This window comes from Bradyrhizobium sp. AUGA SZCCT0222 (assembly GCF_018130205.1).
Taxonomy (GTDB): Bacteria; Pseudomonadota; Alphaproteobacteria; order Rhizobiales; family Xanthobacteraceae; genus Bradyrhizobium.
In genome coordinates, this window is record NZ_JAFCLX010000005.1 from 75328 (window position 1) to 100615 (window position 25288).

29 protein-coding genes, 1 tRNA gene and 1 other RNA gene are annotated in these 25288 nt (G+C 63.2%); 17 read left to right on the plus strand and 14 right to left on the minus strand.

The window, feature by feature from the left end:
• Positions 1-17: 17 nt before the first annotated feature.
• Positions 18-752, plus strand: coding sequence for an MBL fold metallo-hydrolase (locus JQ629_RS05745; RefSeq protein ID WP_212411771.1), 735 nt, complete (start codon positions 18-20; stop codon positions 750-752).
• A gap of 2 nt (positions 753-754) precedes the next feature.
• Positions 755-2089: an MATE family efflux transporter gene (locus JQ629_RS05750; protein ID WP_212411773.1), complete on the plus strand. Its 1335-nt coding sequence runs from the start codon at positions 755-757 to the stop codon at positions 2087-2089.
• A 115-nt stretch (positions 2090-2204) separates the two neighbouring features.
• Here the strand turns inward: JQ629_RS05750 and JQ629_RS05755 are convergent, their stop codons facing one another.
• Together JQ629_RS05755 and JQ629_RS05760 are read right to left on the minus strand one after the other, a co-directional pair.
• A complete protein-coding gene (locus JQ629_RS05755; RefSeq protein ID WP_212411776.1) occupies positions 2205-3302 on the minus strand; it encodes a quinone-dependent dihydroorotate dehydrogenase in 1098 nt (365 codons plus the stop codon).
• Positions 3299-3643, minus strand: a complete 345-nt coding sequence (locus JQ629_RS05760; protein ID WP_212265307.1) for a DUF952 domain-containing protein — start codon at positions 3641-3643, stop codon at positions 3299-3301. Before JQ629_RS05760 ends, JQ629_RS05755 begins: the two co-directional genes overlap by 4 nt.
• A gap of 184 nt (positions 3644-3827) precedes the next feature.
• Here JQ629_RS05760 and JQ629_RS05765 point away from each other — a divergent pair, with 184 nt between their 5' ends.
• Complete coding sequence (locus JQ629_RS05765) at positions 3828-4478, plus strand: S24 family peptidase (RefSeq protein WP_212411778.1); 651 nt, start codon at positions 3828-3830, stop codon at positions 4476-4478.
• On the plus strand, positions 4463-4999 hold the full coding sequence (locus JQ629_RS05770; RefSeq protein WP_212411779.1) for a mismatch-specific DNA-glycosylase: 537 nt from the start codon (positions 4463-4465) through the stop codon (positions 4997-4999). Before JQ629_RS05765 ends, JQ629_RS05770 begins: the two co-directional genes overlap by 16 nt.
• Positions 5000-5145: 146 nt before the next feature.
• On the opposite strand, the gene JQ629_RS05775 is transcribed toward JQ629_RS05770, so the two are convergent.
• From JQ629_RS05775 to JQ629_RS05800, 6 genes are all read right to left on the minus strand, one after another.
• Positions 5146-5925: a class II aldolase/adducin family protein gene (locus JQ629_RS05775; protein ID WP_212411780.1), complete on the minus strand. Its 780-nt coding sequence runs from the start codon at positions 5923-5925 to the stop codon at positions 5146-5148.
• 212 nt (positions 5926-6137) lie between these two features.
• Positions 6138-7778: a lysine--tRNA ligase gene (locus tag JQ629_RS05780; protein WP_212411781.1), complete on the minus strand. Its 1641-nt coding sequence runs from the start codon at positions 7776-7778 to the stop codon at positions 6138-6140.
• A 156-nt stretch (positions 7779-7934) separates the two neighbouring features.
• Positions 7935-8783 carry an ABC transporter substrate-binding protein gene (locus JQ629_RS05785; RefSeq protein WP_249134854.1) on the minus strand — a complete coding sequence of 283 codons (849 nt, stop codon included), beginning with the start codon at positions 8781-8783 and terminating at the stop codon, positions 7935-7937.
• Between the two features lie 154 nt (positions 8784-8937).
• On the minus strand, positions 8938-9528 hold the full coding sequence (locus JQ629_RS05790; protein WP_212411783.1) for an SCO family protein: 591 nt from the start codon (positions 9526-9528) through the stop codon (positions 8938-8940).
• A 24-nt stretch (positions 9529-9552) separates the two neighbouring features.
• Positions 9553-9789, minus strand: coding sequence for a hypothetical protein (locus JQ629_RS05795; protein ID WP_249134866.1), 237 nt, complete (start codon positions 9787-9789; stop codon positions 9553-9555).
• A 126-nt stretch (positions 9790-9915) separates the two neighbouring features.
• Positions 9916-10386 carry a hypothetical protein gene (locus JQ629_RS05800; protein WP_212265314.1) on the minus strand — a complete coding sequence of 157 codons (471 nt, stop codon included), beginning with the start codon at positions 10384-10386 and terminating at the stop codon, positions 9916-9918.
• Between the two features lie 384 nt (positions 10387-10770).
• Between JQ629_RS05800 and JQ629_RS05805 the strand changes: the two genes are divergently transcribed.
• On the plus strand, positions 10771-12429 hold the full coding sequence (locus JQ629_RS05805; protein WP_212411784.1) for an FAD-binding dehydrogenase: 1659 nt from the start codon (positions 10771-10773) through the stop codon (positions 12427-12429).
• A 76-nt stretch (positions 12430-12505) separates the two neighbouring features.
• On the plus strand, positions 12506-13777 hold the full coding sequence (locus tag JQ629_RS05810; protein WP_502752428.1) for a serine hydrolase domain-containing protein: 1272 nt from the start codon (positions 12506-12508) through the stop codon (positions 13775-13777).
• A 42-nt stretch (positions 13778-13819) separates the two neighbouring features.
• Here the strand turns inward: JQ629_RS05810 and JQ629_RS05815 are convergent, their stop codons facing one another.
• Positions 13820-14578, minus strand: coding sequence for a sulfite exporter TauE/SafE family protein (locus tag JQ629_RS05815; protein WP_212411786.1), 759 nt, complete (start codon positions 14576-14578; stop codon positions 13820-13822).
• 248 nt (positions 14579-14826) lie between these two features.
• Here JQ629_RS05815 and JQ629_RS05820 point away from each other — a divergent pair, with 248 nt between their 5' ends.
• The 5 genes from JQ629_RS05820 (at position 14827) to JQ629_RS05840 (ending at position 17462) form a co-directional block, all read left to right on the plus strand.
• Positions 14827-15177, plus strand: a complete 351-nt coding sequence (locus JQ629_RS05820) for a RidA family protein (protein ID WP_212265317.1) — start codon at positions 14827-14829, stop codon at positions 15175-15177.
• A 160-nt stretch (positions 15178-15337) separates the two neighbouring features.
• A complete protein-coding gene (locus JQ629_RS05825) occupies positions 15338-15703 on the plus strand; it encodes a nuclear transport factor 2 family protein (protein WP_212411788.1) in 366 nt (121 codons plus the stop codon).
• A gap of 122 nt (positions 15704-15825) precedes the next feature.
• Entirely contained in the window at positions 15826-16512 is a 687-nt protein-coding gene (locus JQ629_RS05830) for an RNA polymerase sigma factor (protein ID WP_212411790.1), read from the plus strand.
• 96 nt (positions 16513-16608) lie between these two features.
• Positions 16609-17130: a DUF4142 domain-containing protein gene (locus JQ629_RS05835; RefSeq protein WP_211997931.1), complete on the plus strand. Its 522-nt coding sequence runs from the start codon at positions 16609-16611 to the stop codon at positions 17128-17130.
• Between the two features lie 11 nt (positions 17131-17141).
• On the plus strand, positions 17142-17462 hold the full coding sequence (locus tag JQ629_RS05840) for a cupredoxin domain-containing protein (protein ID WP_212411792.1): 321 nt from the start codon (positions 17142-17144) through the stop codon (positions 17460-17462).
• A 13-nt stretch (positions 17463-17475) separates the two neighbouring features.
• On the opposite strand, the gene JQ629_RS05845 is transcribed toward JQ629_RS05840, so the two are convergent.
• The 4 genes from JQ629_RS05845 to JQ629_RS05860 all read right to left on the minus strand — a co-directional run bounded on the left by JQ629_RS05845 (position 17476) and on the right by JQ629_RS05860 (position 19921).
• A complete protein-coding gene (locus JQ629_RS05845) occupies positions 17476-18048 on the minus strand; it encodes a hypothetical protein (protein WP_212411794.1) in 573 nt (190 codons plus the stop codon).
• A gap of 118 nt (positions 18049-18166) precedes the next feature.
• Positions 18167-18528, minus strand: a transfer-messenger RNA (tmRNA) gene (ssrA, locus tag JQ629_RS05850).
• Positions 18529-18530: 2 nt separating this feature from the next.
• Positions 18531-19175: a hypothetical protein gene (locus JQ629_RS05855; RefSeq protein ID WP_212411796.1), complete on the minus strand. Its 645-nt coding sequence runs from the start codon at positions 19173-19175 to the stop codon at positions 18531-18533.
• A 672-nt stretch (positions 19176-19847) separates the two neighbouring features.
• A tRNA-Gly gene (locus JQ629_RS05860) sits at positions 19848-19921 on the minus strand.
• A 149-nt stretch (positions 19922-20070) separates the two neighbouring features.
• Between JQ629_RS05860 and JQ629_RS05865 the strand changes: the two genes are divergently transcribed.
• The 6 genes from JQ629_RS05865 to JQ629_RS05890 all read left to right on the plus strand — a co-directional run bounded on the left by JQ629_RS05865 (position 20071) and on the right by JQ629_RS05890 (position 23567).
• Complete coding sequence (locus JQ629_RS05865) at positions 20071-20649, plus strand: methylated-DNA--[protein]-cysteine S-methyltransferase (RefSeq protein WP_212411798.1); 579 nt, start codon at positions 20071-20073, stop codon at positions 20647-20649.
• A gap of 9 nt (positions 20650-20658) precedes the next feature.
• Complete coding sequence (locus JQ629_RS05870; protein ID WP_212411800.1) at positions 20659-21498, plus strand: helix-turn-helix transcriptional regulator; 840 nt, start codon at positions 20659-20661, stop codon at positions 21496-21498.
• A gap of 58 nt (positions 21499-21556) precedes the next feature.
• The gene (locus JQ629_RS05875) at positions 21557-21916 is read left to right on the plus strand and encodes a VOC family protein (RefSeq protein WP_212411802.1); all 360 of its coding nucleotides are present in this window, start codon (positions 21557-21559) and stop codon (positions 21914-21916) included.
• A gap of 144 nt (positions 21917-22060) precedes the next feature.
• The gene (locus JQ629_RS05880) at positions 22061-22462 is read left to right on the plus strand and encodes an SRPBCC family protein (RefSeq protein ID WP_212411804.1); all 402 of its coding nucleotides are present in this window, start codon (positions 22061-22063) and stop codon (positions 22460-22462) included.
• Entirely contained in the window at positions 22459-22989 is a 531-nt protein-coding gene (locus tag JQ629_RS05885) for a hypothetical protein (RefSeq protein ID WP_212411806.1), read from the plus strand. The genes JQ629_RS05880 and JQ629_RS05885 overlap by 4 nt, the downstream gene beginning before the upstream one ends.
• 98 nt (positions 22990-23087) lie before the next feature.
• Entirely contained in the window at positions 23088-23567 is a 480-nt protein-coding gene (locus JQ629_RS05890; RefSeq protein ID WP_212411808.1) for a hypothetical protein, read from the plus strand.
• A 137-nt stretch (positions 23568-23704) separates the two neighbouring features.
• Here JQ629_RS05890 and JQ629_RS05895 read toward each other — a convergent pair whose 3' ends face one another.
• Positions 23705-25147: an MATE family efflux transporter gene (locus JQ629_RS05895; RefSeq protein WP_212411809.1), complete on the minus strand. Its 1443-nt coding sequence runs from the start codon at positions 25145-25147 to the stop codon at positions 23705-23707.
• Positions 25148-25288 lie beyond the last annotated feature (141 nt).

Here is a 25288-nt window from a genome sequence, read left to right on the forward strand (position 1 = left end):
CCAAGGGACCGCAGCCGATGCAACTGCAATTTATCGGCTGCGGCGACGCACTTGGCTCCGGCGGACGCGCCAACACCTGCTTCCATGTCACCGGCGCCAGCGTCAATTTCCTGATCGATTGCGGCGCCTCGTCCCTGCCGGCGTTGAAGCGGCTCGGTGTCATCAGCGACGGCATCGACCTGATCCTGATCACGCATTTCCACGGCGACCATTTTGGCGGACTGCCGTTTTTCCTGCTCGATGCGCAGTTCACCCGCCGCACCCGTCCGCTCGTCATCGCCGGTCCGCAGGGAATCGAGACCCGGCTGACGCAGTTGATGGAGGCAATGTTCGAGCATTCCTCAAGGACGAAGCAGCGCTTCGAACTCTCCGTCGTCGCGCTCGATCCCGAAGAAAGCCGCAGCTTCGGCGCGGTCAAGGTGACGCCCTATCCTGTCGTGCACGGCGAATCCGGTGGACCATTCCTGGCCTACCGCATCGAGGCCGAGGGCCGTGTCATCGCCTATAGCGCCGACACCGAGTGGACCGAAACGTTGATCCCCGCCGCGCGTGAGGCCGACCTGTTCATTGCGGAGGCGTACTATTACGACAAGATCGTCAAAAACCATCTCAGCCTGAAAACGCTGGAAGCGCATCTGCCCGAGATCAACGCCAGGCAGTTGATCCTGACGCATATGAGCGACGACATGCTGGGGCGGCTGGGTTCGCTTTCCTACTCCACCGCAAGCGACGGTCTGGTGGTCGAGCTGTAAGCATGCATTCGCCGGCCGCTCCCTCGAAAGTCACGACGGCACAAATGTTTGCCATCGCGGGTCCCGCGATGATCGCGAACCTGACGACGCCGCTGATCGGCATCGTCTCGACCACGGCGATCGGGCGGCTCGGCGATGCCACGCTGCTCGGCGGCGTGGCGGTCGCCTCCGTGCTGTTCGACTGCCTGTTCTGGCTGTTCGGATTCCTGCGCATGAGCACAGTCGCGTTTACAGCGCAGTCGCTCGGCGCCGGCGACACCCAGGAATTACGCGCCATCCTGCTGCGCGGCTTCATCGCCGCAGGGCTGGTCGGCGCCGCGCTCATCCTGCTGCAGATCCCGCTCGCCAGCCTCCTGCTGGAGGCGATGGGCGGCAGCGAAGGCGTCACGCGCGCGGCGAAAACCTACTTTGCGATCCGGATCTGGTCGGCGCCGCTGGCGCTCGGCAATTATGTCATGCTGGGCTGGCTGATCGGACAGGCCCGCGCCAGGCTGGCGCTCGGCACCCAGATCACCATCAACCTGATCAACGCGGCAGCGACCGCGCTCCTGGTGCTGGTGCTCGACCTCGGCATCGCCGGCGCGGCGATCGCAGCCGTGATCGCGGAAGCGGCCGGGCTCCTGCTCGGCATTATGATCGCGCGGCGTCTTTCCCATGGGCAACCGGCCATCTCGCGCGCGACGCTGCTTGACCGCACAAAACTGACGCGGTTGCTGGCGGTCAATCGTGACATCCTGATTCGCACCGCGGCCTTGATCGCGGCCTTCCTGTTCTTCACCGCACAAGGAGCCCGAGCCGGGGACCTGACGCTCGCGGCCAATGCGGTGTTGAACAATTTCCTGATGATCAGCGCCTTCTTCCTCGACGGCCTTGCCAATGCCGCCGAACAGCTCTGCGGCCGCGCCTACGGCGCCCGCGACAGAAGCGGTTTCGCCGGCGCGGTCAAACTGGTCGTGATCTGGGGCTTTGGCTTTGCGCTCGCCGTCGCCGCCGTCTTCGCACTGTTCGGCCCCTCCCTGATCGACGTCATGACGGCGAGCGTCGACGTGCGGCGCATCGCGCGCGATTATCTGCCGTTCGTGATCTTCGCGCCGCTACTCGGCGTGTTCGCCTTTGCCTTTGACGGGGTCTATATCGGCGCCACCTGGGCGCGCGACATGCGCAACCTGATGCTGCTGTCGCTCCTGATCTTCCTTGGCGCGTGGCTGGCGCTGCGATCGTTCGGCAATGCCGGGCTGTGGGGCGCGCTACTGGTGCATTACGCGGCCCGCGGCGGGCTTGAGGCGCTGCGCTATCCGGCGTTGTTGAGGAAGTCGTTTGCGGAAAAGCCTGTGTAATCCGTCATCCTGAGGTGGCCGTGCGCAGCGCGGCCCTCGAAGGATGCACGGCCACGGGCCGTCTATCCTTCGAGGCTCGCTTGCGCTCGCGCCTCAGGATGACGGATCACATGGACTACTGCACCGGCCATTCCTCGGCGGTGATCGTCGCGGCATCGGCGCCGACGATTTCCGCCAGCGAGTCGCGCCCCGTGCGCAGCAAGGTCGAGGACAGATCGTTCTTGATGTCCTCGACCAGCCCGAGGCCCTTGTAGATCAGCGACGAGTAGAGCTGGATCAGGCTGGCACCGGCGCGGATTTTTGTGAGTGCGGCACCTCCACTATCGATGCCGCCGACCCCGATCAGCGGGAAGGCGCCTTCGGCACGCACATAGGTTTCCGCGACCATCCGCGTCGACAGCCGGAACAACGGCCGTCCCGACAGGCCGCCCTGCTCCTTGGCGCGGCCCGATTCGCGCAAGCTCGAGGGCCGCGCCAGCGTGGTGTTGGCCACGACCATGCCGTCGACCCGGCGCGAGCGCGCGATGTGCACGACATCGTCGAGTTCGGCCAGACTCAAATCCGGCGCGATCTTGAGCAGCACCGGGGAATCGCCGGCATTCTTGCGCACCCGCTCGCGCGCATCGATCACCCGGGCGAGGAGATCGTCGAGCGCGGCCGATTGCTGCAGATTGCGCAGGCCCGGCGTGTTCGGCGAGGAGACGTTGACGGTGAAATAGCTCGCGACCGGCGCAAAGGTCTCGATCAGCTTGACGTAATCGGCGGTGCGGTCGGCCGAATCCTTGTTGGCTCCGACATTGACGCCGACGATGCCGGAAAGATGCGCGCGCGAGGCGAGTCGCCGCAGCACAATCTCCGCCCCGTCATTGTTGAAGCCCATCCGGTTGATCACGGCCTCGTCGCGCTCCATCCGGAACAGCCGCGGCCGCGGATTGCCGACTTGCGGTTTCGGCGTCACCGAGCCGATCTCGACGAATCCAAATCCCAGCCGCAGCAGCGCGTCGGGCGCCTCCGCGCTCTTGTCGAAGCCCGCGGCCATCCCGATCGGATTGGGAAAGTTGAGGCCGAAGGCGCGCACCGCCAGCTTCGAATCGTCCGGCTTCGGGCGGATCGGCGGCAGCAGCCGCAGGCCCTGGATGGCCATGCGATGCGCATCCTCCGGATCGAACCAGCGCAGCAGCGGCAGTGAAAAGGCGTCGAAGGCGCGGATCACGGCGCAAGCTCCGGAATGTCATGATGGCCGTCGGACCGCGCCCGCATGTCGAGGATGGCGGTGACGGCGCCGAGATCGAGTTCGCCATAGAGATGCGGGAACAATTCGTCGTTGCGCGAGGGCTCCCAGCGCAATTCATCCCCGAGCGCATCGGCGTCGACCGCGATCAAAAACAGCCCGGTCTGGCCGAAATAATGTTTCCGCGCGGTTTCGGCGACCTGGGAGGCTGTGGAAAAATGGATGTAGCCGTCGCGCAGATCGTCCGCGCTGCCCCGATAGACGCCTTGCCGCTCGGCCTCGCGCCAGGCCGAGGCGGAGCTGATTTTGTAGATCGTGGGCACTCGCCGGCATTCCCTGTTTGTCGTTGAGTCTCTTGGGATTTTTCCCGGGATTCCGGGTCGGGCGCCGACCGTAAAGGCGGCTGGGGCTGAACTCAAGCGCCGCCGCGCCGTTCCGACCAGCATGGAATTTGCGGAAACCTCGGGTTTCAGGCAATAATTCCTAAACCCGACTTTGAGTGATCCCATGGCCAAACCATCCAAAGCCCGCATTCTCACCCACGGCCAGGTCTGGACCGCGCTCGACCGGCTCGCCGAGCGTGCCGGGCTGTCGCCCTCGGGCCTCGCCAAGCGCTCCGGCCTTGACCCCACCACCTTCAACAAATCCAAGCGCATCACGGGCGACGGCCGCGAACGCTGGCCCTCGACCGAATCGGTCTCCAAGGCGCTGGCCGCCACCAATTCCTCGATCGACACGTTTGTGCAGCTGATCGGCGACGGCGCGCGCAGCCAGCAATCAGTGCCGATGCTCGGCTTTGCCCAAGCCGGCAGCGGCGGCCATTTCGACGACAGCGGTTTTCCCGCCGGCAAGGGCTGGGACGAGGTGGCGCTGCCCGCCGCGGACGACGAGCACGCCTATGCGCTGGAAATATCCGGCGATTCGATGAAGCCCGCCTACCGCGACGGCGACATCATCGTGGTCTCGCCGGGCACACCGATCCGGCGCGGCGACCGCGTGGTGGTGAAGACGAGCGACGGCGAGGTGATGGTGAAGGAATTGAAGCGCCGCACCACCAGGACGCTCGAGCTGCAATCGCTCAACCCGACGCAGGCCGACCGCGCGCTCGACGCCGACGACGTCGAATGGATCGCGCGGATCGTATGGGCGAGCCAGTAGGGTTGTCCCCGGCTCCGGATGTCCTGCAGGACCTGCTGGAAGATTCGCTTCGCATCGTTTTGTGCGGGATGGCCGCGGGGACGGCGTCCGCCAAAGCCAGGGCTTACTATGCGCACAAGCAGAACAAGTTCTGGAAGATTTTGCACGAGACCGGGCTGACGCCGGCGCTGCTGCAGCCGCACCAGTACCGCGATCTGCTGCAGTATCGGATCGGACTCACTGATCTCGTGAAGACGCACTCGGGAATGGATCACGAGATCCCGCTATCCGAACTGCGACTGGATGCGCGATCTCGCCTGAGCAATTCGGTTGCGGCATTCCGGCCGAAATTCCTGGCGTTCACGAGCAAGGCGGCCGGACAGGGGTTTCTCGGCGGCAAGCGCGAATACGGCGAGCAGGCTGAGCGGATCGCCGACACACGAATCTGGATCCTGCCCTCCACGTCAGGCGCCGCGAACGGAAGCTGGCGGCCGGAAGTGTGGCACGCGTTTGCGGATCAGGTGCGGGCTGCTGCGGGGTGAGCAACGCTGCCGATTGATCGTCGCCCCGGCGCAGGCCGGGACCCATACCGCGAGGTGCGGTTTGTTTTGCGATGTAGCGGACGCCTTCGCTCACAACAGGCGCCGGTGGCTATGGGTCCCGGCCTTCGCCGGGACGACAGCAACTACTACGTCGCGTAATCCGGCTCTTTCCGATCAAGCATGCGCTTTAGCGCATCGAAGTGCCGCTGTGCCGGGGTCGGTCCCTTGTAGAGACGCTCGTCCTTGTATTCGCGCTGGGTCTTCTCCACCACAGGTGCGGGAAGCTGCTTCAGCTTCTGCCCGGTCCACATCGCGTAGATCTGCACCTGCGCGGCGCGCTCGACGTAATAGAGCATGTCGTAAGCCTCGGCGACGGTCGCACCGACCGTCGAGATGCCATGATTGGCCATGAACAGCACCTGCTTGTCGCCGATCACCTTCGCAAGGCGGGCGCCCTCGGCGGGATCGACGGCCGGGCCGGTATATTCGTCGTCATAGGCGATGGCGCCTGACAGGCCGACCTCGGTCTGGCCGATCTCCTTGATGCGGGGATCATCGAGGCGCGTCAGCGCGCTGGCATAGGGCATGTGGGTGTGAAACACCGCTTTGGCCTGCGGCAGCGCCTTGTGGATCGGGGCGTGGATGCAATAGCAGGATCGCTCGACCTCACCCTCGCCGCGCTTGACCTCGCCGTCATCGATGCCGACTTCCATGAAGGACGAGGCGGTGACCTCGGACCAGTGCATGCCGAACGGGATCTGGTAATAGCGGTCGCTGCGGCCCGGCACCGTGTAGGTCAGATGGTTGAAGATGCCTTCGGAAAAACCCTGGTTGAAGGCGAGACGATGCGCCGCGGCCAGATCGACCCGCGCCTGCCACTCCTCGGCGCTGCTGTCATTGTGCATGTTCGGCGAAACCAACTGCATACGTCTGCTCCCATTGTTGCCCGCCCCTCGATCGGGGGCTTGATGGCGGGAGTGTAGCGCAATTCGGCGCAGGCCGCGGCTGAAATTGCGGCGGGCCTGCCATCCGGATTTGCGGCGCTGCGTCGCGGTAGGGCGATGCGCTGCAAAGCCCAACTCTATCGTCGTCCCGGCCTAGTGCGCAGTTGCGCACGGGGGCCGGGACGACAATAACTCTACGCCGACCTTGCCAGCGCGCCGTCGATCATCGCCACGGCGTTGGCCAGACCATACACCGCGACGAATGAGCCGAAGCGCGGGCCTTTTTCCTGACCGAGCAGCACCTGATAGAGCATGTTGAACCAGTCGAGCGAAACGCCCGGCCGGCCATCCTTGCCCTTCTTGACGAGATCGAGGAACGGCTCGCGGCGGCCGATCTCGTAGACCACGTTCTGGATCTCTTCCGCCGTTGATGTCGCCGGCAATTGCGACAGCGCGTCGCGCAGATCCTGCAACGCGACCCGCTCACCATCGGTCGGCTCACGGAATTTTTTGGTCGGCGCCACGAAGTCGCGATAATAATTGATGGCGTAACCGACCAGCGCGTCGAGCTTCGGATGCGTCTGCGGCGTCACGCCGGGACGATAGCGTCCAATAAAACCCCACAGCGTTTCGGCGTTCTCCGCATTCGACGACGACACCAGCGTCAACAACAGCTGGAACGTGACCGGCATGTCGGCCTTCGGGGGCTGGCCGGAATGCATATGCCAGACCGGATTGGAAAGCTGCTGCTTGGCGTCCTGCCGCGGAAAGCCTTCGAGGAACTGCTGGTAGTCGTCGACGGCGCGCGGAATCACGTCGAAATGCAGGCGCTTCGCCGCCTTCGGCTCGCGGTACATGAACAGCGACAGCGATTCCGGCGACGCATAGCGCAGCCATTCGTCGATGGTGAGCCCGTTACCCTTCGACTTGGAAATCTTCTGGCCCTTGTCGTCGAGGAAGAGTTCGAAGTTGAATCCCTCCGGCGGCGTACCGCCGAGCGCAGAACAGATCTTGCCTGACAGCTTCACTGAGTCGATCAAATCCTTTCCGGCCATTTCATAGTCGACGCCAAGCGCGTACCAGCGCATCGCCCAATCCGGCTTCCATTGCAACTTGCAGTGGCCGCCGGTAACGGGAACGGTGATGCTTTCCTTGGTCCCCGGGTCTTCATAGGAGATCGTGCCTGCCTTGGCGTCATGCGCGGTTACGGGCACGTAGAGTACGAGGCCGGTGCGAGGGCAGATTGGCAAGAACGGCGAATAGCTGGCCGCGCGCTCCTCGCGCAGGCTCGGCAGCATGATCGCCATCACCTTCTCAATCCGCTCCAGCATGCGCAGCAGCGCGGCGTCGAACTTGCCCGAAGTGTAGTAGTCGGTTGCGCTGGCGAATTCGTAGTCGAAGCCGAAGGAATCAAGGAAGGCACGCAGCCGCGCATTATTATGCTGGCCGAAGCTCGGATGGGTACCGAACGGATCCGGCACCTTGGTCAAGGGCTTGCCGAGATTGGCTTCCAGCAGCTCCTTGTTCGGCACGTTGTCCGGCACCTTGCGCAGGCCGTCCATGTCGTCGGAGAACGCCAGCAGCCGCGTCTTGATCTTGTCCTCGGTCAGCACGCGAAAGGCATGGCGCACCATGGTGGTGCGCGCGACCTCGCCGAAGGTGCCGATATGCGGCAGCCCCGACGGGCCGTAGCCGGTCTCGAACAGCACCTCATCCTTCGGGCTCTTTTTCAGCCGCGCGACAATCGCTTTCGCCTGCTCGAACGGCCAGGCGTTGGATTGTTCGGCGAGCGCGCGCAAATCGCTCGGGTTGGCGGCAAGGTCGATGGTGGACATTTAAACGAGCTTTCTCCGAAGGGCAGGGAAAGAAGAGAAGGAAACGGGCAATATAGCCGTCATTGCGAGCGAAGCGAAGCAATCCATGGAGCAACAAGGGAAGAGTGGATTGCTTCGTCGCTTCGCTCCTCGCAATGACGGCTGATGGTTGGCAGCCTAAAACGGGCTGATGGAAAAATAACGCAGCCACAAATCCGTATAGCGGCCTTTTTCCCAGAGCCGGAACAGCGCCCAGTTCAGCGACTGCCGCAGCAGATCGTTGCCCTTGCGGACCGCGATGCCGATGCCCTCGCCGAAATAGCGGCTCTCGACGAACGGCCCGCCCGAGAAGGCGCAGCATTCGCCCGAATCGGTGCCGTTGATCCAGAACGCCAGCGCGATCGCGTCGCCGAAGATGAAATCGACCTCGCTCCGCCGCAAAGCCAACCGCAGCGCCTCGTCATTGGGGTATGATTTGATCTCGGCGTCGGTGAACATCGCCTTCAGATAGGCCTCATGCGAAGTGCCGCCGATAGCGCCGATCTTCTTGCCTTCGAGATATTCGGGACGCACCTCCGGCATGACAGCGTCGCGCCGCGACACGAAGCGCGCCGGCGCGCGGTAATAGGGGTCGGTGAAATCGATGCGGGCGCGCAATTGCGGCGTCACTGCCATCGACGCGATGATGGCGTCGCCGCGGTTGCTGGTGATAGCGTCGATCAGGGTCTCGAACCGGCGCATCTGGATGGTGCAGGTGACCTTGATCTCGTCGCACAGCGCGCGCGCCAGATCGACGTTGAAGCCGGCCGGATTGCCGTCGGGGCCGGTGAAGTTGAACGGCGGATAGTCGGTCTCGGTCAGGAACCGGATCACGGTCAGGCGCGACAAATCGGGCCGGTCCGGACGCCGCCTCGGGTCCCAGAAGCCTGGCACCGCCTGCGGCGCCGCCTCGACCGCGGGCCGGGGCGCGGTTTGTGCGGACACCTCACCGGGCAGCAAAACGGCCAGCGCAGCCGCGATCGACATCCCGGTCAGCAGGCTGCGGACGGATTTTGGCAATCTGGCGCTTTGTAACAAGGCTGGCTGGTGGGGCATTGCCGGCGTTTTGTTGTGGAATTGGATGGCCTTATAGACCATCCGGCATCCGATGCGAGGCCGTTTTGCGGGGCTTTGGTACGGCTCAGAGGTATTTCTTCAGATCGGTCGCGGCTTCCTGGGGCGTCCGTTTCAGGTTGAACGGCGAGACGAAGCGGCCGTCGCGATCCATCAAATAGATCAGCGCGGTGTGGTCCATGGTGTAATCGCCGTCCTTGAGCGGGACCTTCTTGGAATAAACCCGGTAGGCCGACAGCACCTTGGACACCGCCTCGGGGTTGCCGGTCAGGCCCTTCAGATGCGGATCGAAGCTGGAGAGATAATCCTTCATCGCGGCCGCGGTGTCGCGCTCCGGATCGACCGAGACGAAAAAGGCGTTGACCCGGTCGGCGTCCTTGCCCATCGCCTTCAGCACTTCGGAAATCTCGAACAGCGCGGTCGGGCACACATCAGGGCAATGGGTGAAGCCGAAGAAGATCAGCGTCGGCCGGCCCTTGAGATCCTTGTCGGTCACGGTCTGGCCGGCCTGGTCGGTCAGTTGAAACGGCCCGCCGATCGCGGCCGGCGCCGTGACGGTGCGCAGGCCGCCCAGCGCCCACAGCATGATCAGGAGGCCAACCAGCAGGCTGACGGCAAAGGATGCGACAATCACCAGCGGTCGGATGCTCCGGTCCATGCAAAAAATTTCCCTATGTCCGGATCAGAAGCAGGCCGAAATACCGGCGGCGATCATTTCAAAGAACACCGTGGTCCCGTAGTGGAACCACAGCGCTGCGGCGCCGCACACGGCAAGCCCGCCGAGGCTGGCGGCGCCCCAGACGATCGCAGACGCCACCCTGCCCTGCGGCCGGGGTGCCGCGATCATCCCGTGCTGGGTGGAAATCGGCTGAACCATGGGGTTCAGATAGGGCCAGTTCCAGGACCAGGCAAGCGCCATGGAAGCGCGGCCGATCACGTCATGCGGAGGAATATCTGCCGTTTCAGCGCGACGCCGGGCGATCTCAGGGAGACGCCGGGGCGATCGCAGTGCGACGCCGGGATCTCAGTGCGACGCCGGGCGATCTCAGCGAGACGCGGGCTTGATCGCGGACGCCTGGGCGTCGAGATAGCAGGGCTTGAACATCGCCTGCAATTGCTTGCCGCGCAGGAAGATCATGCGCTGGGTCAAGCCGCCGCGCTGGGCGATCCAGCGCCGGATTGGCGTCGGGTACATCGAATACAGCATCTGGGTGGCTTCGGCGTTGGTGATCGCCCGGCCGTTGGCGCCGAAATCCCAGGCGGCATGGAAACCGAGATTGGCGTGCGAGGTGACGCAGATCTTGTCGTGGGGAACGGCGCCGAGAACGATGGTGCAGGCCGAGGCGCACAGGCCGTCGATGATCACCATCTCGCCGGAACTCCGCAGGCCCTGGTATTTATCGACATAGGTGCCGATCCGGCCGCCGCGATCGTCGGCGATCCGGACCACCGCCTGGCTCGATACAACCCCTGCCAGCAGCAGCACCGCCGCAAGCAACCCCGTCGCCAGCTTCATATCCCAGCCCCAGTCCTGAAACGTCGAACCCGAATCTGATTGTCTTAGTGATGCAAGACTTCGCGAGCGTCGTTCGAGACCGTGATTTTGTCTAGGCGGCTGGAGCCGCTCAAAACAAATTCAAATTAAGTGTTGCAACGGCGCTGCACCCGAGGTGAGAAAAGGTCCCAAACTGGAACAAGTTAACGTTTCCACGGTGGCGGCTTCGCCACAGGCAAGGGGCATTTGCCGTTGACCGCGCTGGATGGCGTGGCTTGAATCAACATCGGAGCGTTTTCCAGCGAAGTGGGCACCGGTTCGCGCGATGAAAACGCGTCAAAGCGACAAACAGAGCCCCTTTCCGATTTCAATCGGAAGGGGGCTCTGGGTTGGGGGAGGACATGGATGGCAGAGGACGCAGACGTGATCGTGGTCGGCGGCGGGCTGGCCGGCCTGGTCGCGGCATGTGAAATCGCCGACGCCGACAAGCGCGTCATCGTGATCGACCAGGAGGGCGAACAAAGCCTTGGCGGTCAGGCGTTCTGGTCGTTCGGCGGCCTGTTCCTGGTCGACAGCCCAGAACAGCGCCGGCTCGGCATCAAGGACAGCTACGATCTGGCGCTGCAGGACTGGATCGGCACCGCGGGCTTCGACCGCGACGAGGATCTCTGGCCGAAGAAGTGGGCGGAGGCCTATGTCGCGTTCGCTACGGCTGAGAAGCGCGACTGGCTGCGCGCGATGGGCCACCGTATTTTTCCTGTGGTCGGCTGGGCCGAACGCGGCGGCTATGACGCGATGGGGCACGGCAATTCGGTGCCGCGCTTTCATGTCACCTGGGGCACCGGCCCGGGCATCGTCGAGCCGTTCGAACGGCGCGCCCGCGAGGCGCAGAAGAACGGCCGGCTGACTTTCAAGTTCCGCCACCGCGTCGATGCGCTCAGTATCACCAACGGCACCGTCGACGGCGTCAGCGGCTCGATCCTCGAACCCACCAATGTCGAACGCGGCCAGAGCAGCTCGCGCCAGGTCACCGGCGATTTTAGCTTTCGCGCCCAGGCAGTGATCGTTGCCTCCGGCGGCATCGGCGGCAATCACGATCTGGTCCGGCAGAACTGGCCGAAGCGCCTCGGTGCGCCGCCGAAATTCATGATCTCGGGCGTGCCCGAACATGTCGACGGACGGATGATCGGGATCACCGAGGCTGCCGGCGCGCGGCTGATCAACCGCGACCGGATGTGGCATTACGTCGAGGGTATCAGGAACTGGTCGCCGATCTGGCCGCGCCACGGTATTCGCATCCTGCCGGGTCCGTCATCCCTATGGTTCGACGCCACGGGAAAACGGCTGCCCGCGCCGCTGTTTCCCGGCTCCGACACGCTCGGCCAGCTGCACTACATCATGTCGACGGGCTACGATTATTCCTGGTTCATCCTGACCCAGAGCATCATCAAGAAGGAGTTCGCGCTGTCAGGCTCGGAACAGAACCCCGACCTCACCGGCAAGAGCTGGCGCATGACCATCAAGCGCGCCACCAACAAGGGCGCGCCGGCGCCGGTGGAAGCATTCAAGCAAAAAGGCGCCGACTTCATCGTGCGCGATAATCTCGCCGACCTCGTCAGCGCCATGAACGCGCTCAGTGGCGACAATCTGCTGCAGCTCGATCACATCAAGCGCCAGATCGAGGCGCGCGACCGCGAGATGACGAATCCCTACGTCAAGGATGCGCAGGTGATGAACATCCACAATGCGCGGCGCTATATCGGCGACAAGCTGATCCGCACCGCCAAACCGCATCGCATCCTCGACCCCGAGCATGGTCCGCTGATCGCGGTGAAACTCAACATCCTGACCCGCAAGACGCTCGGCGGCTTCGAGACCGATCTCGACTCCCGCGTGTTCGGCACAGGCGGCGACATCATCAAGGGGCTGTACGCTGCCGGCGAGGCCGCCGGTTTCGGCGGCGGCGGCGTGCACGGCTATCGCTCGCTGGAGGGCACGTTCCTCGGCGGGTGTCTGTTTTCGGGGCGGAATGCGGGACGCGCGGCGGCGAAGGCGGCGGGCTGACAAGGCCGCAGAATACCTGGGCGATCGAAGCAGTTGCTGCGGCCGTTCCGGCCTACTTGCGCGGGGGATACTTGCCATGATGCCGAAGATCATATGGGCTCTGTCCATCGCGGCCGCTGTGATGGCCGGGAGCGACGTCCCCGCCCGCGCCCAGGCCAACGCCGCCGCGCCGGCGCCGTCACCCGCCAAACTCGAGCGCCTGTCGCAATTTTTCGAAAACGAAGTGACTACCGGGAAGCTTCCCGGCGCGGTCGTGCTGATCCAGCAGCATGGCCGGCCGGTCTATCTCAAGAGCTTCGGCGTTCGGGACGTCGCCACCAAACTGCCGATGACGCCTGATACGATCTTTGCCATCCATTCGATGACCAAGCCGATCACCAGCCTGGCTGCGATGATGCTGATCGACGAAGGAAAACTGGCGCTGGCCGACCCGGTGTCACGATACATTCCGTCATTTGCCGCCACGAAAGTCGGCGTGGAATCCAAACCGAAGGACGGCAACCCGATCCTGGAACTCGTGCCGCCGAACCGGCCGGTGACGATCGAGGACCTGCTCCGGCATACGTCCGGCATCACCTATGAATACATCGGCAGCGAATTGATCATGAAGGCCTATACGGACGCGAATATCTTTGAAGGACATTTCAACAATGCGGAGTTTGCCGAACGTATTGCCCGCCTGCCACTGGCGAGACAGCCCGGCACACTCTGGCGCTACGGCCATTCCACCGACGTTCTCGGACGCGTCATCGAAATTGTCTCCGGCAAATCGCTGTACCACTTCCTGAAAGAGCGCATTCTCGATCCGCTTGGCATGACCAGCACGAAGTTCGTGCTGCAGGGCTCGGCTGAAGCGGCGCGCATGGCCGAGCCGCTGCCGGGCGATACCGTCCTGCGTATGTCGGGGGAGGAACGGCGCAGGCACGCCGAATGGGAGTCAGCCGGCGGCGGCCTGCTCTCGACCATCACGGATTATGCACGATTTGCGCAAATGCTGCTGGGCGGCGGCAAGCTGGACGGCAAGCAGTATCTCAGCCCCGCCGCGTTCAAGCAGATGACGTCAGACCAGATCGGACCGGGCTCCGGCGTCGGACGCGATTACTATTATTTTCCCGGCGATGGTTTTGGCTACGGCTATGGCCTTGCGGTTCGCGTCGAACCGGGAAATGCGAAGCCGCCGCCGGCAGGTTCGATCGGCGAACTGAAATGGGATAGCGGCAGCGGAACATACTTCGGCGTCGATCCCAAACTGGACATGGTCTACATCCTCATGGAGCAGACCCAGCTGGAACGCTCACGCATCACCCCGGCCTTCAAGGCGCTGGTGTATGACGCGTTCGAAAAATAAGTGACCTCAGCGGCGAAGCAGTGGGCTGATCGCCGGCAGAACTCACCGCGCATATCCGGCGACGCCGTCCCACAGCAATTTCAAGGCCGTGACGACAAGCAGCGCGTAACAGGCGCGGTAGAGCTGCACCTGGTCGAGGCGCTGATGCAACCGCCAGCCGGTCCAGACGCCGGCAAAGGCGACGGGTATGCCAAGCAGCATCATCGTCACCAGGGCCTGCGAGAGATGCCCGATCAGCAGCCAGGGCCCGACCTTGATGAGGTTGCCGACGGTGAAGAACATGCTCGTCGTGCCGGCATACATCTGCTTGGAGAGCCCGAGCGGCAGCAGGTACATCGCCAGCGGCGGGCCGCCGGAATGGGCGACCATCGTCGTCACGCCCGACGCGCCGCCGGCCAGCAGCGCCGTGGCCGGCGAACGCGGCCGCACCGAGACGCCGGCGCCGCCGCGCAGCCACAAGCCGGCAAACACCAGGGTGATAAGCGCCATCACGATCTCGATCGCGTGGCGGTCGAGATCCCTGAGCACGAAGAAGCCGACGCCGATGCCGACCAGAAGACCCGGCAACAAAATCGAGAGGTCCGGCTTCGACCACGTCGACGGCTTCCAGTAGCGCAGCGCGAAGACATCCATCGCCACGAACAGCGGGGCCAGCATCGTGCCCGCATCGATCGGGTTCATCACCAAGGCCAGCAGCGGAATGCCGATGATCGCGAAGCCACCGCCGAAAGCGCCCTTCATGAAGCCGATCACGAAGATTCCGGTCGCGGCAACGCAAAGTGTCGCTGGCTCAATCGTCATGAAGAATCCGGTGCGGACATCGATCCTCCACCATCGATCACATGACTTTTTGCGTTGCAATCGGACAATTGCACTCCGTGCAATATCGTCGGCCGCCCGCAGCGCTCCGGCAAAGCCAAACCAACCCGGCTTTAAGTTGGATTCCCCGATACGTGACAATTTGAGCGGCCTTCATTGCCAAGAACGCAGTAGCCGATCGCGCCCCGGCGCGCTAAGGAGGCGCGCCACTTTAAAAAACGGAGAACACCATGTCAGTCCAGCGTTTCGAAACCGGCCCGCGCATGAGCCAGGTCGTCGTCCACGGCAACACCGTCTATCTCGCGGGCGTCGTCGCCAACAATGCAGCCGGCGAAAGCGTGACCAAGCAGACGCAGGACGTGCTCAAGACCATCGACGGCCATCTCGCCAAAGCCGGGACCGACAAGTCGAAGCTTCTGTCGGCCACGATCTACATCACCGACATGAAAACCTTCCCGGAAATGAACGCGGTGTGGGACGGCTGGGTGTCGGCGGGCAACACCCCGGCGCGCGCCACGGTCGAGGCCCAATTGGCGTCCCCGCAATACAACGTCGAGATCATGGTGGTTGCGGCGAAGTGATTTTTCGCGGCGCGAGGGTTTGCCTGCCCTCGCGCCGTACCTTTCCTTGATCCGTATCTCAATGACCGCGTTTCCTTGACCTCTGAGGTAATCGAAACACGCGCGCGAACCTTCGATAAAGGGTCAGCCGATCCATTCGGCCGCAACGAAGGAGAGCCCCATGACCGACGCGCAGACCATTGCCAACAGTTACATCGATTTGTGGAACGAGCGAACCCCGGCCCGCCGCCGCGAGATCCTCAGCCAAAACTGGGCCAGAGACGCCCGCTATGTCGACCCCTTGATGAGCGGCGACGGCCATGACGGCGTCGATGCGCTGATCGCAGGCGTGCAGCAGCGGTTTCCGGATTTCAAATTCAAGCTGATCGGCGAGCCCAATGGGTACGGCGACCACGTCCGGTTCTGCTGGGGCCTCGGCCCCGACGGCGCTGACAGCCCGATCAAGGGCACGGATTTCGCCGTGCTGAGCGACGGCCGCATCCGCAGCATCACCGGCTTCCTCGATCAGGTGCCGGCGAGCGCGTGAGCGAAAGGCTGTGCGGCTGCCTGGATACTTCCAGGTAGCCGCCGACGCGCCCCAAATTATTTCGGGAACCTCTTGGCCTTTGCCGCATCCAACCCCAATACATTGCTATTGGTGGAACCATCATGCGTCAGGCCCACACGCCTCATATTCCGCCCGTCGACACTGGTGACCTCGACCTGATCCGCCGGGCGCTGGCCCGCGACGAGACCGCGGCTCGCGCCATCATGCAGGCGAACAACCGCCGGCTCTACCGGCTCGCCCGTGGCATCCTGCGCAATGATGGCGAGGCCGAGGACGTCGTGCAGGAAACTTACGTCCGCGCCTTCACGCATCTGGAGAGTTTTCGCGGCGATTCCAGCCTGGCGACCTGGCTGGCGCGGATCGCGATGAACGAGGCGCTGGGACGATTGCGCCGGCAGCGGCCGGGCGTGGAACTGTCGTCGTTGCCACAGGGCACGCTCGAAGCCCAGATCATCCAGTTTCCCCGCGCCGCCGCAGACGACCCGGAAAAATCCATGGCCCAACGTGAAATTCAGCATGTCGTCGAACACGCCATCGACGAATTGCCGGAACCGTTCCGGCTCGTCTTCATCACCCGGGTGATCGAGGGCATGAATGTCGAGGAGACCGCCGAGATTCTGGGGCTCAATCCTGTGACCGTGAAGACGAGGCTGCATCGCGCCCGCGTCATGCTGCGCGACAATGTCGAGAAGAAGATCGGCCCCGTCGTGATGGACGCGTTTCCGTTTGCCGGCAGGCGCTGCGAACGGCTCACCGATGCGGTGCTGAACCGGCTCGGCTTAATCTGATTTTTTCGGGAACCTCCGGCCACCTGCGCCATCCAACTCCTGTGCAATCAACTTGAAAGCCGACCGCTCGCGTCGGCGCCACAGGAGTGTCACACCATGTTCGTTCGATTGAGCGCGGCGATTGCCGCATTGAGCCTTTTGGGCGGCGCCGCACTGGCGCAGGGCGCAAAGCCCACCGACCCGCAGATCGCGCATATCGCCTACACCGCCGGCGTCATCGACGTCGCCGCCGGCAAGCAAGCGATCACCAAGGCCAGCAACAAGGACGTCAAGGCGTTCGCGGAGGGCATGGTGCGCGACCATGAAGCCGTGAACAAGCAGGCGCTCGACCTCGTCAAGAAGCTGAAGGTCACGCCCGAGGACAACGACACCAGCAAGACGCTCTCGAAGCAGGCCGCGGACAAGCTGGCCGAACTCGGCAAACTGAAAGGCGCCGACTACGACAAGGCCTATATCGCCAACGAGATTGCCTACCACAAGGCGGTCAATGGCGCGCTGGAGACACTGCTGATCCCGTCAGCCAGCAATGCCGAGCTGAAGAGCCTGCTGCAGACCGGCCTGAAGCTGTTTCAGGGCCACCAGCAGCACGCCGAACACGTCGCCGCCGGCCTGAAGTAAGGGAGACTGCCATGCTGCCGAGACGCACGTTTCTCATCGGGACCGCCCTGCTATCGGGCGCCATCGCCATCCCGGCGCATGCCGCAACCATCCAGATCGTGATGGACAATCTCGTGGTGTCGCCGGCGCAGGTAACCGCCAGGGTCGGCGACACCATCGAATGGATCAACAAGGACATCTTCGCCCACACCGCCACCGCGCGAAACGGCGATTTCGATGTCGCCATGCCGCCGAAGAAGACCGTGACGTCGGTGCTGAAGAAGGCCGGCACGGTCGAATATTACTGCCGCTTCCATCCCAACATGAAGGCCGTGCTGACGATCGCGCCGTAAGCCGGTAGCCTCGTCAGGTCAACGTCCCTCGCTGCAACACCATCGCCAGCCGCACCGCGACGGCGGCCTGCCAGACCGGATAGAGCACCGAGGTGAGATCGAGATCGAGCGCGCTGTCGACCGCCATCAGCGTGCCGGCCAGCGTGCCCGTCAGCAGCATCCGCATCCATAACGCCGCATCGCGCGGCCCGGCCGGCAGCAGCGCGATCGCCAGCGCCATCAGGCCGGCGCCGACGAAACCGCCGGCGAGGCCCGCCAGCACGTTGCGCATCATCTTGGAGGCGCCATAGGCCTGCATGTCGATCCAGATTGCGGCGTTCACCGCGCAGACGAAAGCGACCATGGTGACAATGCCGGCAAGCAGCGCCGCCCAAACCGGATTGGCGCTGCAGCGCCGGACCACGAAGAAGACGAGCACCGCAAACGGAACCGCCACCAGCGCCATGCGCAGATTGCCGGAACCGCCGGTGAACTTGTCGATCAATTGCGGCGTGAGCGGCGTCAACAGGCCCGACAGCAGACCGCCGGCAGCGATGACAAGCAAATTGTTTCGGGAGGTGTTGTCGGCAGCGATGGCCTGGGTCAACGCGTTCGCCTCCATCTCTGCGGCAGCGCAATTTAGCACAATAGTACTTGTGATTGTAGTCGCGCACAGCGCGAGGCCGGTTCACAAATAAAAGCCGCGCCAACCCGAAGGTTGACGCGGCCATGGCCGTTCTGTTGCCAGGTGGACCAACCCCGAACAGGTTACGCCGCGAGGCGCACTTCGTTCAATGCAACGTTATCGTTTGCATTTAGGTTTTTGACCCGATAACGGCGGTATCATGCCGAGCACAATTCAGAACTTCTTTGCGACCATCGATCCTGGTTCGCCCCCGCCATAGCAGCCTTGGGATTTTGCCTTGCGGCGAAATCGATCTCACCGAAATGAGACCTTTAAGCTCAAGCTGCTAAGGTGGAGGCGCCGGGTACTGCCCCCGGGTCTGCCCGCAGTCCATTCTAAGGTTCAGCGCCATCGTCTTGCGACGGGTGGACTCTACGCGGGATCGGTGAGGAGCACAATGGGCGCTATGCGGCGAGGTTCCGTGCGCTCTTCCGTTTGCTCCAGAACCACCAACCAAATAGGAGCCACCATGCCCCTACCACCGCCCACATGATTGGCGCGATCTTGGATTCAGCCTCCTGATTTACAGTTTTCCAAACATCGAAGCCATCAACAAATGCGAGACGAAGCGCTTTGTCCTCAACAGCCGAACACTCTGCACCAGCCTTTGGCTTCTTAGTACGGGTGCCGAGTAGTCGCTTGTTCGCTCGATCAATCGTGTAGACATACTCAACACACTCAGTGTCCGTACGAAACAGGATCGTCGTGTTATCCCACTTAGCGATGTCGTAGCTGTACGTCTCCAAATTCAGGATGTTGCCGAATGCGATTTCGGCTTGAGCTACAGTGCATGTCTTCTCATCCCTCATACATCGGATCTTAGAAGTCTGAATTGGAAATGCTTGTCGGGCATTCTCCATCGTCCATGTACCGGACGCGACCACGTACCCGCGATCCCATGAGTCTGTGTATACAGAGACGCCGGAGCGCGGCATCACGGGATTATGGGCAGCAATGAGCGAATTCGCTCCGATGACAATGGCTAGAGTCCCGGCGAGAGCAATAATGAGAAATAGTATGCCCCAGCCTATCGCCTTGAGAAATCCCACGTCACCCCCGATTTCCTAAAGCCCAGCAAGGCCGATCAGCGCAGTGCAACCTACCTCGCCTCATTCTGTTAGCTGGCAGCAAGGCGTCGTGCTAAATTCATACGAACAAGCTTTCGGAAGCGATCGGATGGTAACGACGGATCAACGCGACGAAGCAGCGCAACGACATTAAAAACAATGAAGAAGGGCGTTATCAAGAATCCGTGGGGCGACCACCAACCAGCAACCGCGCAGAACATCAAATCGTTCAAATGTCTTTGGCGAGCGCAATGTTGACAAGCCACGTAGGCACCAGTTTCCCATCTTGAATAAATGAGAGCAGACCAAATTCGATAGGATTGGTGGACATCAACACTGTGGTTGTGACCACAACTATTGCATGGCCCTCTATGCGACTGTTCTACAATTGAGTCGATCTTGGCTTGAGGAACTTTCTCAAGATAGCCGAGCATGATCTTGCCGCGATCACAACAATGACCGGTGCAGTATCGATACGAACCATCCTTGATCGATCCACCTCGATAAGATGTTCCGCAGTAATCGCATGTTGCCATAGGAGCCCCCTCCCGTTTTCAACTTCTACGGCGGCATCTTTCAGACAACAACATCCAAGTGTACGCTGTCAAACTTACGTTTGTGGTTCAATGCCCGCTTTGAGATGAGCTAACGGTTTGGAGCGGGCGAAGGGAATCGAACCCTCGTATGCAGCTTGGGAAGCTGCCGTTCTACCATTGAACTACGCCCGCGAACGCATTTGCGTCCCCCTGATTAGCCGACCCCGGGCGTTCCGCCAAGCGGTACCCGCGCCTTCCCGCCCCAGGCCCTTAACGGCTTACAAAGATTCCAGATGCGCGCTTTGATGGCGGTGTTATGATCCTGCCGGGGTTGGTGGCGTATGGCGGGGCGTGGCTACAGCATTTTTGACACGGGGATCGGCCGGTGCGGGATCGCATGGGGCGAGTTCGGCGTTATGGGCGTGCAGCTCCCGGAAGCCCGCGAGATCGACACAAGACGGCGGCTGTTCCAGCTTTATCCCGACGCCCGCGAACTACGCCCTCCCGAAAATGTCGCCATCGCGATCGAAGGCATCGTGGCGTTGCTGCGCGGCGGCTACAGCGACCTTTCCGATGTCGCGCTCGACATGACCGGGATTCCCGCCTTCAACCAGCGCGTCTATCAGCTCGCCCGCACCATCCCGCGCGGCGAGACCCGTACCTATGGCGAGGTCGCAAGTGCGCTGCGCGCCTCGGGCGCGGTGTATTCGGTGGCGCAGGCGATCGCCCGCAACCCCTTCATGATCATCGTGCCCTGCCATCGCGTGCTCGAGGCCGGGCACTATGCCGACAAGATCTCGCCGAACGGCGGCGCCATCTCCAAGCGCCGGCTGCTGTCGATCGAGGGCACCCACCCGACCGCCAGCAAGACCCTGTTCGACGTGCTGCTGCCGGTTGCGCCGCCGCGCCCGCCTACCTAAATTTACGGGATGGCCGCGACCACGCTGCTCGAGCGCAAATCCATTTCGGTATCCGATTTCCGCTGCAGCGCGGGACCCGGCGATAAGCCTTTTGCCGAGCAGCACCGCTGCCACTCGATTTCCTATGTCCGCAAAGGCAGTTTCGGCCTGCACTGCCGCGGCAAGTTCAGTGAATTGGTGGCGGGATCGGTGCTGATCGGCCATCCCGGCGACGAATATACCTGCACCCATGACCACGTCTGCGGCGACGAATGCCTCTCCTTCTTCCTGGGGCCGGAACTGGTGGATGCGATCAGCGAAGCCAGGAATATCTGGCAGATCGGCTCGGCGCCGCCGCTGCCGGAACTCATGGTGCTCGGCGAGCTCGCGCAGGCGGCGGCAAATGGCAACAGCGACATCGGCCTCGACGAGATCGGGCAGGTATTCGCCAGCCGCTTTGTCGAGGTGGTCTCCGGCAAGCCACGTAAAGCTGGTCCCGACGCCGCCCGCGACCGCCGCCGCGCGGTGGAAACCGCGCTGTGGATCGATGCCAATTCGCACCGCGAAATCGACCTGGAAGATGCCGCCGCGCAAGCCGGCATCAGCCCGTTCCACTTCCTGCGGCTGTTCTCGAACGTGGTCGGCGTCACCCCGCATCAATATCTGCTGCGCTCTCGGCTGCGCCATGCGGCGCGGCGGCTCGCCGATGACGACAGCCCGATCACCGCTATTGCCTATGACGTCGGCTTCGGCGACCTCTCCAATTTCGTGCGCACCTTCCATCGCGCCGCCGGCGCCTCGCCGCTGCGGTTCCGCCAGGCCTCACGGGGGAAGCGCAAGATTCTCCAAGAACGGCTTGCCCTCAACTAGCTAGGGTTTCTCCAGGTTGCGCGGCATTCCCGCGCGCACTTCTCACTGGAGAACAGCAATGTACGACCACATCGGATTACGCGTCGGAAATCTCGACGCCAGCGTACGCTTCTATACGGCAGCGCTCGCACCCCTCGGCTTTGTGCTGTGCTCGCGCGATGATTCCGGCGCCGGCTTCGGGCCAAAGGGCGAACCCGCGCTCTGGCTGCATCTGCACAAGGGCACTGCCGGCACCGGCGCCCATGTCGCGTTCCGCGCGCCCGACCATGCCGCGATCAAGCAATTCCATGCCGAGGGCCTGAAGGCCGGCGGCCGCGACAATGGCGGCGCGGGCGCGCGCGCGGATTACAGCCCGACTTACTACGCGGCGTTCCTGATCGATCCTGACGGCAACAATGTCGAGGCGGTTTGTACGTAGGCCACTTCATCCCTCCCTCACCGTCATTGCGAGGAGCGAAGCGACGAAGCAATCCATACTTGCTTTGCCGCACTATGGATTGCTTCGCTTCGCTCGCAATGACGGAGCTAACACCTTCCACCCTCATTCGAAGGACTCCTCACCATGGCTTCCATCCACAAGGACATCATCATCGACGCCAATCCCAATGACGTCTGGGACGCGGTGCGCGATTTCGGAGCGTTGCATACGCGGCTGGTGCCCGGCTTCGTGCTCGACACCCGCCTCGACGGCGACGCGCGGATCGTGACGTTTTCCAACGGCACGGTGGCGCGCGAACTCTTGGTCGATTGCGACGATGCGCGGCGGCGGCTGGTCTATGCTGTCATCAGCGAACGGATCAAACAGCACAGCGCCTCGGTGCAGGTGACCGCGGAAGGCAACGGCCGCAGCCGGCTGGCGTGGACCGTCGACGTGCTGCCGCATGAAATCGCGACCTACATGAACGCGCAGATGGATCAGGCGGCGCTGGCGATGCAGAAGGCGCTTGGGAAAGCCGCGGCATGATTTCCGCGTTTCTCGAAGCGCTCGGCGCGGTCGGTCCCTCAGCCGACCGCGCCGGCAAGATGGATCTCTACGGACGCTTTGTCGGCTCCTGGGATCTCGACGTCAGGCAATTTGCCGACGACGGCCGCGAGCGCCGCCGCGCCGGTGAATGGCATTTCGGCTGGGCGCTGGAGGGGCGCGCGATACAGGACGTCTGGATCGTACCGCCACGCGGCGAAGGGCGCCACGGCGACGCCACCGCCAAGATCAATTCCTACGGCACGACGCTGCGGGTCTACGATCCGGATATCGATGCCTGGCGGATCCAATGGACCGACCCGGTGGCGCGAAGTTTTCTGCAGATGATCGGCCGCGCTGAAGGCCGTGACATCGTGCAGCACGGCACGCGGCCGGACGGCCAATTGATGCGCTGGAGTTTTTCCGAGATCACACCTAACTCGTTCCTGTGGCGCGGCGAGATCTCCGCGGACAACGGCGCGAGCTGGCGTGTCAATAGCGAGTTCACCGCCCGACGCCGAGCACCGTGATCTGTCGCACAGATCAGCCTTTCGCCCGCTCCTAGCGTCACCATTTGCGCCCGGATGGCACCGCCTCCGCGGGCCGCGGCGCATTGGGAGGTCGAACCATGACTGGAACTGACAAGGTTATGTGTCAGGCGGCCACGCTGCTGCTGCTGTTTGCCCTGACGACGACGCCGGCGAAAGCGCAATTCGCCGACTTCGGTGGCGGTGGAGGTGGCGGCGACGACATGATGACGCAGATGGCGCCGATGCTGGACATGATGAAGGCGAAGATGGGCAAGCGCCGCTTCGGCATGATGATGCAGACCATGGGCCCGATGATGGGCCGCATGATGGAAGGTGGCGGCGGTGGTTTTGGTGGCATGATGGGCGGCGGTGGAATCCCCGGCGGCTTCGGTGGCGGCTATGGCGGCGGCATGGCCAACGGCTATGGCGTCAACATGGGTGGCATGGGCGGCGGCGACATCATGGGCATGCTCGGCGGCGCCGGCGGCGGCGAGATGATGAGCATGATCCCGCAGCTGATGCGCATGGCCAATATGGGCGGCGGCGGCCGTCTCAGCCGGCGGCACCGGCGACGGTAAAGCGACGTCAACGCCTGAACTATCTCCGTCATCCTGAGGTGCGCGCTCTTGCGCGCCTCGAAGGACGACGGCCCATCTGCGACCGATTCATCCTTCGAGGCTCGCTGCGCTCGCACCTCAGGATGACGGAGATGCAGTTACGACAACGCCGGACGAGCCTTCGCAAGGGGACCCCGCTTCGGTCCCCACCGCGTCAGGATCACGCTTGCGCAGGACAGCAGGCCGAGCAGCATCATCGATGCGGCCGTCAGCATGAAGTAGTCCGTGGCGGTGGCATCGTGTGTCGACAGCCACCAGCCGCCGATGATGATGAACACCAGACGCGCGGTCTGCGCCAGCACGGGGCCGAGCACCTTGGCCGCGCCCTGCGATGAAAAATAGCAGGTCGTGGCAAGGCCAAGGAATGCATACATCGGCGCCGCCGTAGACAGATACTGCCGGCTTGCGGCGCGCACGCCCGCATTGTCGGTGAAGAGATTGACCCAGATGTCGGGGAAGATCGCGATCAAGGTCGCCAACGCGCCGACCCCGACAAAGGCCACGCCGCCCGCGATCCAGCAGATCCTGCGGGCTCGCGCGATGCGTTTCGCGCCGATCGCCATGCCGACCATCGGCACCGTCGCGATGCCGACCGCGAAGGCGATCGACGTCAGCATGAACTCGAGCCGCGCGCCGATGCCGTAACCGGCCAGGATCTCGGTGCCGAAACCCGCCAGCATGTAGGTGAATATGCTGATCGTCAGCACCGACTGCAGCGGCGAGAAGCAGGCGATGGCGCCGACCTTGAGGATGTCGATGAACATCGCCCAGCGAATCCGCAGGCCGATGAGCTTGGGAACGACGCGCGCACGGCCGGAAAATAGATACCACGTCATCACGGAGATGCTGACCATAAAGGCGATCAGCGAACCGGCGGCGACGCCGCGCATGCCGAATTGCGGAATCGGCCCGAGGCCGAGACCGAGCGTGCCGCCAAGGATGATCTGGCAGACGGCGGAAATAAGCATCAGCAGCGACGGCAGTTTCATGTTGCCGGTGCCGCGCAGGATGCCGGCCATCGTGTTCATCAGCCACGGCACGACGGCGCCGCCGAAAAATATCTGCGTGTAGCCGATCGCCTGCGTCAGCACGTTGCCGCGGCCGCCGAGCAATTCCAGCAACTTGGGGCCGAAGATCAGCATGCCCAGCATGAAGACGAGCCCGAAGCAGAGGCCGATCAGCAAGGCATGCGCGGCGAGCACCGACGCCCGCTCCGTGTCCCCGGCGCCGAGCGCACGCGCGATCGCGGATGCGACACCGCCGCCCATGGCGCCGCCCGACATCGTCATGGTCAGGATCACGCAGGGAAACACCAGCGCCATCGCGGCCAGCGATTCCACCCCTAACCGGCCGATATAGGAGGTCTCGGCGATCACCACGCAGGTGCCGGCCGAGAGCGCAATGACGTTGGGCCAGGCGAGCCACAGCAGCGTGCGCAGGATCGGACCGTCGATCAGCGCGTTCTTCGCCGGCGGCGGCGGTGGCGGCAGCGGGCGTTCTTCCTCGTCGACGGGAATTTCGGCAACGCCGATATCGGACATTTCTGCTCCCGCGCGCGAAAGGCAACCTTAAGGTCGCGCGCCCATTCAATATTTTGGGCGCATTATCTCGCTGCGCCGAGCTGTTTCCTAGCACGGCAAGGCCCGATTCCGCGTGCGCGCAACGCAATGGGGCCCTGCGCG